This is a genomic window from Ignavibacteriota bacterium (assembly GCA_013285405.1).
In the GTDB taxonomy this organism is placed as follows: domain Bacteria; phylum Bacteroidota; class Ignavibacteria; order Ignavibacteriales; family Ignavibacteriaceae; genus IGN2.
Genome location: CP053446.1, coordinates 1339095 through 1353566 on the forward strand (window position 1 = coordinate 1339095; position 14472 = coordinate 1353566).

Sequence of the window (14472 nt, forward strand, 5' to 3'; positions counted from 1 at the left end):
ATAAATTTGTATTTAAATAGAATTGATGTTAGAAAAATAATGGAACCTTCTCTTGCGTTTTTAACTGAACTTCAAAATCATCATCTTCTCTCCATTCCTTTTGAAGATCTCGACATTCCAAATCGCTCAAGAATTGAACTTGACCTGAATAAATTATACAACAAAATAATTTTAACCGGACGTGGAGGTTTTTGTTATGAACTTAACGGACTCTTCTACTGGCTGTTAACTTCGCTTGGATTCAAAGTTGATATGCTTTCTGCCCGCGTGTTCAATTCAAAGACTGGAGATTTAGGTCCGGAGTATGATCACATGACTCTTCTTGTTCATCTAGATAAAAATTATTTGGTTGATGTTGGTTTCGGTGATTCGTTCAGAAATCCGATTGCCTTTCCTGATGGAGAAACCGATGACATTAGTGGTAGTTACAGAATTTTTCAAATCGAAAATAATCTGTTTGAACTTCAGAGAAAGGATAACGATTCTTTTTCAAAGCAGTATAGTTTTACAACAATACCTCGAAAACTTTCTGATTATAACGCAATGTGTGTGTTCCAGCAAGACAGTCCGACTTCACATTTCAGAACAAGAATGTTATGCACAATTGCTACTGAGTCCGGACGGATTACTTTAAGCGATAACTCGTTAACTATTACAAATAATGGCAAAAAGATAATTGAGAAATTTACTGACGAAGATAAATTTTATTCTCTGCTAAAAGCTTATTTTAAAATTGAATTAGCTAAATAAAAATATTTTATCGAATAATCTGCCACAAAACATTGAACGTTCACTTTCTTCTATTAACAACACATCATCAAAAACATCCGCTTGTAAAGTAATCGTGGGGTTTCTACGTCGCAGGATTTAGCTTTAAATCAGAAATCATAAAAACTTAAAGTTAACAGAGGTGTAAAATGAAAAAGGCTTTAATAATAATACAGAATAAGAACAATACAACTCGAAGGTTTGGCGAAGAAATCGCCGAGTTCTTATTCAAAAGAGGTCTCGCTGCTGAACTTATCCCGATTAACAGTTTCGAGCCTCGAAAGCTTGACGGTGCAGATTATTTATTATTAGGTGGATGGGGGAATGGATTAATCTTTTCAAAGACAGATAATGAATGGATTAACTTTGTTAATCGATTACCTTCGCTTAACGGAATAAAGACTGCTTTTTTTACTACCTATAAAATATTTCCGGGAACAATATTTAAAAAGATGAAAAAATATTTGAAAGGAAAAACAGATGAAGTTACTTATGACTTTAAATCAAGAGATGGTTATCTGTCAGTTTCTGACAAGCTGGATCTGAACGATTTTATCAGATAGAATTTTGTAAAATATTCCTGATTGAGAATGTGTTAGTTAGCAAAGTCCCCGTTCATGCGGGGATTTTTTAATTGGAGATGAAACCAAATATTTTAACTCCGGAATAAATTAAACTTGCTTGTTCTTTTTCTCAATCTCTACAACTTTATTACGACTATAATCCATCACTCCAATCATCAAACCTGCTGTAGTGATTACTGCCCCAATAATCTGATAAACGGTTACTTCTCTGCCGAACAATATCATTATAAAAGGTAAGATTGCAAGGTATATGTTAGTATATGGAACCCAGAAATGTGCAGCAAATTTCGAAAGCTTGAAAAATCCAAAACTGTAAATGTATCCTGTTAATCCTGCAGCTACCACAAACAAAATTGGCAGCCAATTATTCGGAATAATACTTCCTTCGAACAAAGAGAAAAACCTGCTGTATCCGGTTGACTTGATTATTTCTTTAATCGATTCTTCTTCATCATTGCTGATATTTTCTCTCAACGTATATTCTGAGTTGGACAATGTATAAAAATTCAAAAGTGATTCTTTTTCGTGTCCAACTGTGTTGGCGAGAATTCTTTCTTCAAACTCTTCTTTGTTCACAACAGCAGGCATATTTGCATTCAATACATTTCCGATTATCGGCATTATAAAAATTGCTGTGGTAATAAATATCATTTTCCAGATCTCTCTCCAGAAAACAAGTGCATTCGGTCCGACGCCTGGTAGAGCTGTCTGTACTGTTTTATTGTTCAAAGTGTGTTGTGAAAGCATGCATCCATTAATTACTATTATCCAGATAATCGCAGTTTCATCAAAAACATTTTTCGAGCTTTCGCTTAACCCGACTATAAATGGAAAATATGGCATTGACAAGCCTGCTATCACAAGCGTAATTCCAATCCAGTGTTCTTTTCTGATTGGCGCATTAAATAAAAGTTTTCCAAAGAATGGAAGAAATGCAAGATAAATACTTACATACGGCGCAAATACATGTGGTGAATAATATCGTGGTAAATAAAAGAAACCGATATTTTCAATTACTCCGGTGAACGCGCAGATAATAATTGTAACCAGCGACAAAGAACCCGGCCAAAGGAATTTAGCTTTTTTCCCACGAAGCAGTTCTATTGTTATTGCAACTGCTGCCCAGGCAAGTTTTGATAGTTCTCTCCACCAGGTCATAACCCCGGGAGAGACATCAATTTTTTTTCCTCCGGTAAAATCGGGTTGGTTCCCCATCCAGTTTAAAAGATATTGACCGCTAAGCCCTCCGTTGATAATCAGAAGCCAGACAACTAAAACAATCCACTCCACAGAATATTATCTCACTTGGCTCATTAAATTTGATCAATCAGAAAGAAAATCATTTTAGCTCTTTCAGCCAATTCTGTGCAAACTCCCGGCTAGCTTCGGTTGTTTCTTTTCCGGCTCTGTAACATTGTTTCCATAAATAATTTTTGTATTCGTACTCTTGTTTTACAAATTTGGTTAGATCTTTATCAATGGCTGTCTGAGCATTAAAATCAACGCCATTTGTTTGTTCAAGAAATGATTCAAGCCATGTTTTGATAAGCGGCTTCGGATTATTTACAGGATATTTTGCTTCCCAATCTGCAATATCTTTTTTATGTTGTTCCAACTGCTGATCGTATGCCATTTTTGAATATTCATCCATTTGCGGACTGAACATCGGATTGTCCGGATTATCAACATCCTTTAGCTGCTGTTCCAGCATTTTAATCGTCTCGTCATACATAGCCTGCTGATCTGCCGCCATTTGCGATTTTGCAGTTTTCATTTCCTCCAAACTCTGATTTAAACTGGCACGAGTTTCTTCTTTTAATTCTGCAGATGTTTTAGGTTTTTCCGGCGGAGCTGGTTTTCTTGATTCACGAAACTCATTATACCTTTTTTTAAAATCATCGGTCTTTGTGAAATCTTTAACGTAATTTCCAACAACTTCAACCTTTGATATGCGATCATTTACAGCTATGTTTTTCAATTCTCTAAGACCTGGAAAGTAAAACGATGAGCCTGAAGATATATCTGAAAATATGGTATTCTTAGCATCATTCTCTGAAAGTTTTATTGTCTTTAATAAATCTTTTGCCTTGTCATCGATTATTTTACCAGCATAAAAACCAAATGCGATAATTAATAATAGCAAGATTGATAAAAGCTTTTTCACAACTCCTCCGGTGAATATATTAATTTAGAAAAATCTACTGCTGAAAATTCAAAAAAGAAAAATGATTTGCAAAAACTAAATACTTTTCAATTTGTTTTTTATAGTCGATATAATTTTAGGTGTAATATTTACAAGCAATCTCGTCGTTAGAAAGGTGGGCGTAAATTAGCATATTATCTTTAGGAGACTTCTGAAAATTCTAATTTGTCATATTGAACGACCTGCCTGCCGGCGAGGCAGGAGTGAAATATCTTGTTTTAAAATTAAAAAGAGTAACACATTTATAATAATTCAGAAGTCTCTTATTATCTTTAGGATATTCTGGCTAAGTTTTATTGATTTATTTTAAGCTAAAATTTTTTAAAGATGACAAACAAGTTTTTTCTAATAATAATTAATTGTTCTCTGCTAGGACTACTGTGCTTTTCGTTTGCGCAAACGCAGCCATGGAAAAAAATGCAATCCCCGGTTACAGGAACTTTGCGATCTATCTCCTTTATTGATAGTCTTACAGGATGGGCAGCCGGTGAAGCCGGAACTATAATCCACACAACCAACGGTGGAGAATTTTGGGGAATTCAAAACAGCACTGTCCAGACTTTTATAATGGATATCTTTTTTATTGATAATAATAATGGCTGGGCTCTGACAATTCGTGATCAGTTTCCATTCAATTCGGTATTGTTGAAAACAACAAACGGTGGAACTTTGTGGACAGTAAATGATCTCCCTGATTCTCTTGGAGTAGTGAGAACAATTTTCTTCTTTGATCCGCTGAACGGATTTGCCGGGGGTTCAGATATTTTATTCTCTTCTGATGGCGGAAATAGCTGGAGTGAATCCGAAATTGATTCTAATATGGTTTCAGAATTTCCTGTTCATAAATTCAAATTTTTTAATCGCCAGTTTGGTTATGCTTGCGGCGGACGTATTGATGTCGCAGGCGTTATCTGGAAAACCACAAATTATGGATTTAACTGGACCGCACAGGGTGTAAGTGTAGATGAAATTTTTGATGTTTTCATATTCGATTCATTAAATGCAATTACTCTTTCTGGAGACCCCGAGGGATTGTTTCCTATCGGATATGTTAAAACAACCAACGCAGGTGAGTCGTGGAGTTTTAGTGATTTGCCTTATTTCGGGCTTGCATTTGCAATTGATTTTCGAACTTATAATGAAGGATGGTCAGCTTCCGGTTATAAATTTTTGCTCACAACTGACCATGGAAATTCATGGAGTGAGTTTGAAACTCCGGACAGCTCTACGGTTTATGATCTGCAGTTTATTGATGCGAGAACCGGTTTCGCTGTGGGTGAGAATGGAGTAATCCTAAAACTAGATCCATCTCTTGTTGATGTAAAATCCGAGTTAACGATTCCAGATAAATTTATTTTATACCAGAATTATCCCAATCCGTTTAATTCTTCAACTACAATAAAATTTACAATTCCTGCCCCATCCCTAAATCCCTTCTCCAAAGGAGAAGGGACTTTAGTGACCCTTAAAGTTTATGATGTACTTGGAAATGAAATTGCAATTCTTGTTAATGAAGAAAAATCTGCCGGGGAATATGAAGTTGAATTCAACGCATTAACAGGAATACGACCGCTGGTATCCGGGATCTATTTCTACCAGCTTAAGACTGCTGAGTTCGTAGAAATAAAAAAGATGATTTATTTAAAATAAAAACCCCGCATCCAATATGCAGAACACGGGGATCAAACCTTCTAATAAATTTTTACTTCAGCAAAACAAGTTTCTTTGTCTGTTCATAACTATCAGCTTTCATTTTGTAAAAATAAATTCCACTCGGCAGGTTTTCTGCAATCCATTCGTATTTGTAATTACCGGCAAATAATTCTTCAGAAACAAGTGTTGTTACTTTTTCTCCAAGTGTGTTGAACACTTCTATCTTTACAAATGATAGTTCAGGAATTGAGAATTGAATTGTTGTAGTCGGATTGAATGGGTTGGGAAAGTTCTGTTCAAGCTTATAATCCACAGGGATTTCCGAATCAAGTTCCTCAACGCTGACAACAAAAGTGCGTTTATAAATTTTTGCTCCGGTGCTGCTGTTTTCATATAGACCCGTATACATTTCAACTTCCTCGCCACTCCGGGTTTGAACTACTCTTCCCGAAAGTGCTGAAACTTTTGGGTTTGATGGAAGACCTTCATTCTCTTTTACAAATCCAGATCTTGTATCATTTGTAACGTAAACACCGCCTACGTCTCCTCCTGTTGGATAGACTGCTACGGCATTAATCTTCTTGCTCTCTATCAAAAGATAAGTACCAAAGAATGAAGCAACCTCTCCATCACCAAATACCGTTAAAATAACCGCCGATAAGTATCTGCTCTCAAAAAATGACTGATAAATATATCCGTTCTGGCTTCCTGTATAAAGCCGTGAGTCGTTGCCATCCTGATTTGACAGAGGATAATCAAATAATAGTGTGACTGTTGTATCGGAAGCTGGAATTCCAGTCGCTTGTTCCCATAAATCTCCATTATTTGTAGAAGTAAATAATCCGTTTGTTGTTGCTGCTGCTATTATTCCGGATGAATCAATTTCAAGATCTCTAACCCACGAATTGTTGGGCATCCCATTGCTTGCATTTTGAAATGATGCCCCAGAATCCGTTGAACGCATAACTCCATTTCTTGTTCCTGCAAAGATTGTATAGTTCGGACTTTCTTCCATTACTGAAATTGAAAAGATATTGTTGTTTGATCCCGCCGAGTAAATTGGTCCATTCCATGTATCTCCTCCATCTGTTGAACGATATAGTCCTTCGTTCTGCGGATAGAACCAGATACTTGCGTACAGATTTCCATCAAATGCTTCTTCTATCGTTCTCCCATTGTATGCGCTTGCTACGTTTTGCCATGTCTGTCCATCATCTGTAGATTTTCTTACTCCTCCCGCTACACTTGGCCAGCTAAATGATCCTACGGTTGTTAGAATATCTCCATTCTCTCTCACCAATAAATCGGTTACTCCTCCGCCTACTGGCGTTGACGATGTTTGTACCCAACCCTGTGGTAAAGATAGCGTGCTGTATAGTCCAATCACGAAAAAGAAAATATATTTAAACACAATACCTCCATTATTTTAAAAATATCATTATTTTGCTCGTTGAGAAATTAGTTGTCTGCATTTTGTATAAGTAAACACCACTTGTCAGATTAGTTGCGTCCCATTCATATCTATAATTACCGGCAAATAATTCTTCAGAAACAAGTGTTGTTACTTTTTCTCCAAGTGTGTTGAATACTTCTAGCTTTACAAATGATAGTTCAGGAATTGAGAATTGAATTGTTGTAGTCGGATTGAATGGGTTGGGATAATTTTGATAAACAAAAAACTCATCGGGAATTTCTGAAGAAAATTCTGAAACACCCGATGTTGAGTTTCCACCCGTCGTGGTTTTATAAATTATCCCCTGGTTATTCTTATTTCCAACTGCATAACCCGTATCATTGTCAACAAAAAAGATATCCATAATCTCTTCTGAAAAATCCAGCTGCTGGCTTAACCAGTTTGTCCCTGAATTTGTTGTTTTCCAGATTCTGCCATCCCTTCCGCCGGCAAATCCTGTTGAGCTGTTTAGAAAAGTTACTGTTTGCAAATACCCGCCGGTAAAGTTAAGATTCCAAGATTGACCAGCATTGGTTGAAAGGTAAATACCATTTGTTGAAACTGCAAAGACATCTGATGATGAAACGGCAGATACATCAAAAAAAAGTGCCGGTGGATCATTTGGAAGAGCGGACCAGGTTTGTCCGGAGTTTATTGTTTTTATTCTTAAGTTATTATCACCCACTGCAAATCCATCGAAGTAGTTGTGGAAACTAACTGCAAATAATTGATTTGGAAATGGAGTATCAAGAATCGGCCATGTATTACCGCCATCCGTAGTTCTCATAATCAAAGCGCTATCTAATGCTACACCTCTTCTCCCGACAATCAATCCATAGTTATTATCCAGAAAAAATATATCATGAAGAGATAATATCCCGTTAACCGGTAAAATCGGAGTCCATGTCAGTCCGGTATCTTCTGTTTTATATGCAACTCCAAAGCTTCCAATAACAAAACCGGTGTTAGCATCTTTAAATCCTATCTTGTAAAAAAGTATATCTGAATTTAGTTGAATTATATCCCAGCTATCTCCGCCGTTGGATGTTCGCAGGAGAACACCATTGGCTCCACATACAAAACCTATACTGGAAGAAAGAAAGTAAACTCCGAAATACGGTTGGTCAGTTGGATTTGTTAACTCGGTCCATCCACTCTGTGAGAATAAATTACTAGTTGGTCCAAGAAAAAGAAGACTGAAGAATAATAATTTTTTCATTTTACTAATAACATTTGTTTTTTTTGTAAATAATTCAGTTGACAGCCGGTATAAGCAAACTTCATTTGGCAGACCTTGCCCATTAGCAGACAGGTTTTCCATATTTCTTTCATACTTGTAATTTACTGCATTCAATTCTTTTGAGATTCAGGTTTATACTTTTTCACCGACTAATAAAATATTTCAATTCATGGATTGGTCGAAATTATAAACCATTTATAAGCGAAAAATTCGCCGGAGAGCTAATCCGGTTGAGAATTTATCAGATGATGGGAACGGATTGCTTTGGCAGCATCTGATAATTTTTTCATTACCAACTAAATCATTAGGCAAGTGTGCTGTTGAAGAGTATTTTAGTTGGTCTCTTTATAAATTAGCAAGAAAATATTTAATTCAAAATAATCCGTTTCTTTAAAACCTTTTTCTTTTCAATTTTTTATCAGATTCTTTAATAATTTTAGCTGTGTCTTCTTAAATTTAACATTCATTTTTATTTTTTCGTGGAACTCACAAGGAGCTATAATGAAAACCGGATTAAAAGATTTTCCTAAAAAAACCACTGCTTTTCTGAACAAACTTTCTAAGAACAATAACCGAGAATGGTTTGAAGCTAACCGTGATCTTTACAATTCAGATTTTCTTGAACCTTGTTTTGAGTTTGTTGTTGAGATGGGAGATAAATTACAGGATATTGATCCCGATATTGTCGCTATTCCAAAAGTTGATAAATCAATTTTCCGGCTACACAGAGATGTTCGCTTCAGTAAAGATAAAACTCCATACAAAACAAATGCAGGACTGTATTTCTGGAATGGCAAAATGAAGAAGATGGATGCCAGCGGATTTTATTTACATCTTGAGCCGAGACAATTCGGAGTTGGGCTTGGCATTTATATGTTCTCTCCACAGTTATTAAAAAAATATCGTGATGTGGTCTCTAACTCTGCTTCAGTAAAAGAGCTTCACCAAATAGTGCGGGCTCTCGAAAAGAAAGGTTACACAATCGGCGGCAAAAAATTTAAGAAGACTCCGAAGGGATATGGTACGAACACACTTTATCCCGGATATTTATTGTATGAAGGAATTTATGCCTGGTTCGAAAGTTCTAACTTGAAAATTATCAGCGGCGGAAAGGCTGTAGATATTATTTACAAAATATTTAAAGAAATGCTTCCGTTGCATAAGTGGCTGGTGAAGAATTTGTTTTAAATAAAGTCTGCTCTCAAATGTTTTTTCATTTTAGCAATATCATCTTCTTAGTATCAAAATATTTTGTGCCGTCTAAACCTTTTGCTTCAACTATGTAAAAGTAAAAGCCACTGCTGAGGCCTTGCCTGCCGGCAGGCAGGTTATTTGCATTGAAAACTGTTTCGTGTATTCCAACTTTCATTTCTTTGTTTTCAAGCTCTGTTATTTTTTCACCAAGCACATTGAATAGTTTTATCGAAACAAATGCGTCCTGTGGAATTGAATATTTTATCGTAGTGGTTGGGTTAAATGGATTAGGATAGTTCTGGTAAACTTCAAAAATCTTTGGTGTTAATATTTTAATATTATATGTTTTAGTAATTACTCCAGCACTACCGTTTGAAATTCTGAATGTGATGCTTCCTTCTTCACCGATTGGTGCATTCTCTAAGACATTAAATGAAAACTGTGCCGTTTGCTTTTGTAAGGTTTTTATGTTCTCAATATTTACCTGATCATTATTAAACTCTATCCATTCGGGTGTCTGTTGAACAGCAACACTTACTAATTGATTTGCACCAATTGATCTATTAGAAAAACTTAATTCAACAAGGTTATTCTTTGAGCCGGGCAATAGTTCATAAACCGTTTGAGAATAACCTACTGTACAAGCAAGAACAAATAATAAATATTTTAACAGCAGCATAGCATCTCCTTTTTTTTGAAAAACTTACAAGCAAGGCAATGGCCCTGGAAATTCTTCTTTTATATACACACAGTAATAGTGAAGAAATTTATATCCTTCAGTTGTAATTTTATTTGTTGCCAGATCTTTCTCTATCTGTACAAGCAAAGCTTTATTTAAAGTACTGCAAGCATCTTTATATCGTCCTGATGTAATTTGACTATTAAGCAAATTCAATTTTGTGATATAATAATCTCTTGTTTGTGTGTTTGCTACCCATCCGTACTGATACATTTCTGTTGTATATGAAATCAACTTTGTTATTAATCCAGACCAGTTTAATGCTGGTTTAGGAGGAATGAATTCCTCTATCGAGAAACCAATAAGAGACTTGGCTGTTTCATTGGGTTCGTTTGGCTGGTAATCGATTACAGTTTTTAGGTCAGATGGTTCTCCAAATTTTTGAAGCAAACTATCTGCGATATCTACTCTAAGTGACCAATATTCTTCAGTTTCTATTCTTTCTTTTAGCAAAGAATTCAATTCTGAATAATTGAATTGAATTAAATACTCTAATGCTTTCAACTTAATTGGTAAATAGTCCGCATTGACAAAAATATCTAGGATTTGATCTTGAAATTGCCATCCATATTTATCGATCAATATACAAAATGCTTCATATTTTTCGCTAGAAGAGTAAGGCAATGAGTTCAATATATTTTCCAGTTCTGTTCGAGCTTGCATTTCATATGGATAATACTGATTTAATATTATCTCCAAGACAGTTAGTGAAAGCCCATCATAGTTTGGTTGGTCTCTCTCTATTCTTTCAAAAATGTAATTTACAGTTGAATAGTTTTGCATTTCAATCAAGACAAGTGTTGCCTTCGCCTTAGCATCTAGTGGGTCGTACTTGAATGGTGGGTCATAATTTGCATATTCATCTGCAATCGAAATGACATAGAGTGCCTTGGTTTCAACATCTGCATCATCCAAAACAAGTAGGGCATGTAAAAAGGCCAATTGAAGAAAGGGGGGCTGACTCTCAAACAATTCATTTATTGCTGGCAATGCTTCATAAATTTGTTGCTCGCTTATTGCTTCAATCGCGAATGTAACATCTAATGGGTTTTCACTATAGAGAGCATTTATTAATTCTTCAGATGTCTGGGCTATTACCTGGCTATAGAATAAAACAAAGAGCGGTGTTAATTTTAGTATGTTAATTTTAAAAGTCATCTAATATTATCCTTTTAAATTATTACATTTTTGGTTTAATAGATCAATATATTCCTTGATTTTTTCCTGTACTTCCTTGGAATCATTTACTTCTCTTTCTTTTCGAAGTTTTTTATTCGACCAAAAAGTTGTCTTCCCCGCAAGACCATAAAACATATCATATTGCTCATCAAGCTTGTCCCAAAAATCAGCAAAGCCTGTTTCATAAAATATTTTACCGAAATCTTTAGCCTGAGTTGGGTTACTAAAATAGGAACAAGGATAATCTTGCAAAGCATACATAGTATTGTAAAAGAAATATTTGTAATCTTGAACGTATTTGTCGTAATTCATTTTATGTATTCCTTCGTGAAGCATTACTACTTCCTTAAGTAAATAACCCTTGTCTGGTATTTTGTACCCATAATATTTATGACCTTCAAAGGATTGTAATGCCAGTTCACAATCACCATTTGAAACTATTTCGTTCAAATCGGATGTATCATCTACAATAACCCAACCTCTATCAATAATTTTACTGTAGCACAAATCAATTACGATATTTAAATTTATCTTTTCTGGGTTCAATTGAAATTTCCATCTCTGGAGATTTCTGTTAAAACAAACCATCAAGCTGTCATTTGTAAAAGAATATAGATTTGAAACCTTAGCTGCAGGGGTGTTCACTAACCAAGTATATGCAACATCTGTTGGTTCATCACATAACTTTTCGTGAGAAGTATACGCTGAAGTATGTTCAAGAATTTCAAATTCCGGATTTTCAATATAAAATAGATCATCACAAAAATTTCCGTCTGCATTTGGACAATCTGGCGGTGTTTGTTCGATAAACTTTACATATCCCATAGATTCCCATTGGAACCCCCCTATAGGATTCATACCATATAAGTCATACTGATCATTTCCTACATAAACAAATTGTAGCGGGACTTCAATCCATTGATGATCATAACAGTATTGAATGCTTACCGTAACATCTGTTCCCATTGGCTTATTGTAAAAATTATGAAACCAGTAACCAATGCAACCAAAACAAGAGGCGCCACCTTCACAATCACAATTGTAATTGCCAAATAGTTGTGAATCTCCACCAACAACTATCTCTCCTTTTACCTTTGATATCCAATTATACATACATTCTTTCCGAAAGTAAACCCTACCATAAAATGGTGATGTTACTGTAACAGGATTATCTGTGTTTTCCTGCATCACCGAACTATCGGATAGATAAATTTCATCTTTTATTATAACTTGTGAATACATACTCAAATTAAATATTATTACAAATAATAAAAGAAATCGTTTAAACATAGCAGGCTCCAAAAGAAAAGCAAATTAACACGACAATAAGAAGTGTGTTAATAAAAGTGAAATAGTTCAGGCACATCTCCTGCAACTCCTTTGCAGATTCAACTAATACTTGTTCCCGGCATTGCCAGGATTTATTTCACTGACAAACTAAATAAATATCCAAAAAAAAATCAAGTGCTGTGCCAGAAATATTTTAATTTATTAATACTTCGACTTTATATTCTTTCAAATAGTTATATTATTCAATTTAAAACTGAAAAGCGCCACACAAGGTGACGCTTTCTTTTTTCAATACCTGAACTAGCAATTATTTTAGTAAAATCATCTTCTTCAAATCAAAATATTTTGTGCCGTCCATTCCTTTTGCTTCAACTATGTAAAAATAAAATCCACTGCTGAGATTAATTCCATTAAATTCTGTTTCGTGTATCCCAACTTTCATTTCTTTGTTTTCAAGCTCTGTTATTTTCTCACCAAGCACGTTGAAAATCTTTATAGAGACAAACGCATCCTGCGGAATTGAGTATTTTATTGTTGTCGTCGGATTGAATGGATTTGGATAATTCTGATAGACTTCAAAAACTTCTGGTGCTATTATTCTAATATTATAGGTTTTAGTAATTACCCCACCACTACCGTTCGAAATTCTGAATGTAATGCTTCCTTCTTCACCAACTTTTGCATTCTCTGAAACATTAAATGAAAACTGTGCTGTTTGTTTCTGTAAGATTTTTAAGTTCTCAATATTTACCTGATCATTATTAAACTCTATCCATTCAGGTGTCTGCCGAACAATAACGCTTACTGATTGATTTTCACTTTTTAATTTATTTGAAAAACTTAATTCAACCAGATTATTCTTTGAGCCAGGTAATAGTTCATAAACTGTTTGAGAATAACCTACAGAACAAACAAGAACAAATAGAAAATATCTTTTAAGCAGCATAGCATCTCCTTTATTATATACCTTACAGACAAGGTAATGGCCCTGGAAACTCTTCTTTTATATATACACAGTAATAGTGAAGAAATTTATACCCCTCTGTTGTAATTTTATTTGTTGTCAGATCTTTATCTATCGTGACAAGTAAGTCTTTATTTAGCGTGTTGCAAGCATCTTTATATCGTCCTGATGTAATTTGACTGTTAAGCAAATTCAATTTTGTTATATAATAATCTCTCGATTGTGTGTTTGCTATCCATTGATACGAGTACATTTCATTTGTATAAGTAATTAGTTTTGTTATTAATTCAGACCAATTTAGTTCTGGTTTTGGGGGGACGAAGTCTGCGACTACTATTTGAAATAATCCTTTCGTATCTCCATCTGGCTCTGTTGGATAATAATCAATTATCAATTTGAGGTCTGAGGGTACGCCATATACTTGAAGTAAACCACTGCCGGCTTTAAATCTTATGAAATTGTCTGGGTCATTTAAGACTTTATTTCTAAGTATTGTTCTTAGTTCTGGATAGTTTCTATCATAAAGTATTTTAAGAGCTGAGTATTTTAAATCTGGATTTTCATTTGAATCATTTAATATACTTACACAAAGGGCATCTGTTTCAGAATAATTAATTTGATTTAAAATCACAAGAGCTGTGTTTCTAAACGTAAATTCGTTTAAAATATTATTTAGAATGTTTAAAATCCAGTCGAGAGCTTGAGACTGATACGCAGGAACATTCTCATAAATGAATTTTAGATCATTTATAACTATCATATATCTTTTGGAGTTTGGTTCATTATTCAAATAATCAAATACGTCTTCCGATTTAGAATAGTCACCAAATTTAAATAATAACCACATTGCTCTTACTTTTGATTCTAATTTGCTCTCCAAGCTGTTGTAAGGTGGTAATGGTTCAAATGTATTAATATTATTATAGTAAGTTAATATAAGATCATAAGTGTTTGGGGCTTCTAATGCGTCTAATGCTTCGATAAAACTATATTGAAGTAAATATGTTTCTTGGCTAAACACTCTACTTTCCAATTCAGGTATATATTCAATTAGTTGTTGATTTTTAATAATTTCTAGTGCCTCAAACCTTTCCTCAAAATTGTCACTGTCCAATTTATCAAGTAAAGATTGTGAAAAAATTTCGAAACTGAACAGTAAAAAAACAAAAATTAATAATTTCATTTCATTGTTCCTCATTAAGTAA

At 34.5% G+C, this 14472-nt stretch carries 13 protein-coding genes; 4 read left to right on the forward strand and 9 right to left on the reverse strand.

The annotated features are described in order from the left end of the window. Positions 1-6: 6 nt before the first annotated feature. Together HND39_05775 and HND39_05780 are read left to right on the forward strand one after the other, a co-directional pair. Positions 7-750 carry an arylamine N-acetyltransferase gene (locus HND39_05775; GenBank protein QKJ95827.1) on the forward strand — a complete coding sequence of 248 codons (744 nt, stop codon included), beginning with the start codon at positions 7-9 and terminating at the stop codon, positions 748-750. 167 nt (positions 751-917) lie between these two features. Further along, complete coding sequence (locus tag HND39_05780) at positions 918-1331, forward strand: hypothetical protein (protein QKJ95828.1); 414 nt, start codon at positions 918-920, stop codon at positions 1329-1331. 108 nt (positions 1332-1439) lie between these two features. Here the strand turns inward: HND39_05780 and HND39_05785 are convergent, their stop codons facing one another. Continuing rightward, on the reverse strand, positions 1440-2642 hold the full coding sequence (locus tag HND39_05785; protein QKJ95829.1) for a hypothetical protein: 1203 nt from the start codon (positions 2640-2642) through the stop codon (positions 1440-1442). 49 nt (positions 2643-2691) lie between these two features. Beyond that, positions 2692-3516 carry a hypothetical protein gene (locus tag HND39_05790; protein ID QKJ95830.1) on the reverse strand — a complete coding sequence of 275 codons (825 nt, stop codon included), beginning with the start codon at positions 3514-3516 and terminating at the stop codon, positions 2692-2694. 456 nt (positions 3517-3972) lie between these two features. Between HND39_05790 and HND39_05795 the strand changes: the two genes are divergently transcribed. Continuing rightward, on the forward strand, positions 3973-5205 hold the full coding sequence (locus HND39_05795; GenBank protein QKJ95831.1) for a T9SS type A sorting domain-containing protein: 1233 nt from the start codon (positions 3973-3975) through the stop codon (positions 5203-5205). A gap of 52 nt (positions 5206-5257) precedes the next feature. Here the strand turns inward: HND39_05795 and HND39_05800 are convergent, their stop codons facing one another. Beyond that, positions 5258-6619, reverse strand: coding sequence for a T9SS type A sorting domain-containing protein (locus HND39_05800; GenBank protein ID QKJ95832.1), 1362 nt, complete (start codon positions 6617-6619; stop codon positions 5258-5260). A gap of 10 nt (positions 6620-6629) precedes the next feature. Further along, positions 6630-7982, reverse strand: a complete 1353-nt coding sequence (locus HND39_05805) for a T9SS type A sorting domain-containing protein (protein QKJ95833.1) — start codon at positions 7980-7982, stop codon at positions 6630-6632. Positions 7983-8402: 420 nt separating this feature from the next. Here HND39_05805 and HND39_05810 point away from each other — a divergent pair, with 420 nt between their 5' ends. Beyond that, entirely contained in the window at positions 8403-9089 is a 687-nt protein-coding gene (locus tag HND39_05810; GenBank protein ID QKJ95834.1) for a DUF2461 domain-containing protein, read from the forward strand. A gap of 25 nt (positions 9090-9114) precedes the next feature. Here the strand turns inward: HND39_05810 and HND39_05815 are convergent, their stop codons facing one another. The 5 genes from HND39_05815 to HND39_05835 form a co-directional block, all read right to left on the reverse strand. Then, complete coding sequence (locus HND39_05815; GenBank protein QKJ95835.1) at positions 9115-9774, reverse strand: T9SS type A sorting domain-containing protein; 660 nt, start codon at positions 9772-9774, stop codon at positions 9115-9117. 24 nt (positions 9775-9798) lie between these two features. After that, positions 9799-10992, reverse strand: a complete 1194-nt coding sequence (locus tag HND39_05820) for a hypothetical protein (protein QKJ95836.1) — start codon at positions 10990-10992, stop codon at positions 9799-9801. 6 nt (positions 10993-10998) lie between these two features. Next, on the reverse strand, positions 10999-12303 hold the full coding sequence (locus HND39_05825; protein ID QKJ95837.1) for a hypothetical protein: 1305 nt from the start codon (positions 12301-12303) through the stop codon (positions 10999-11001). 307 nt (positions 12304-12610) lie between these two features. After that, positions 12611-13249 carry a T9SS type A sorting domain-containing protein gene (locus HND39_05830; GenBank protein ID QKJ95838.1) on the reverse strand — a complete coding sequence of 213 codons (639 nt, stop codon included), beginning with the start codon at positions 13247-13249 and terminating at the stop codon, positions 12611-12613. 22 nt (positions 13250-13271) lie between these two features. After that, positions 13272-14450: a hypothetical protein gene (locus tag HND39_05835; GenBank protein ID QKJ95839.1), complete on the reverse strand. Its 1179-nt coding sequence runs from the start codon at positions 14448-14450 to the stop codon at positions 13272-13274. Positions 14451-14472 lie beyond the last annotated feature (22 nt).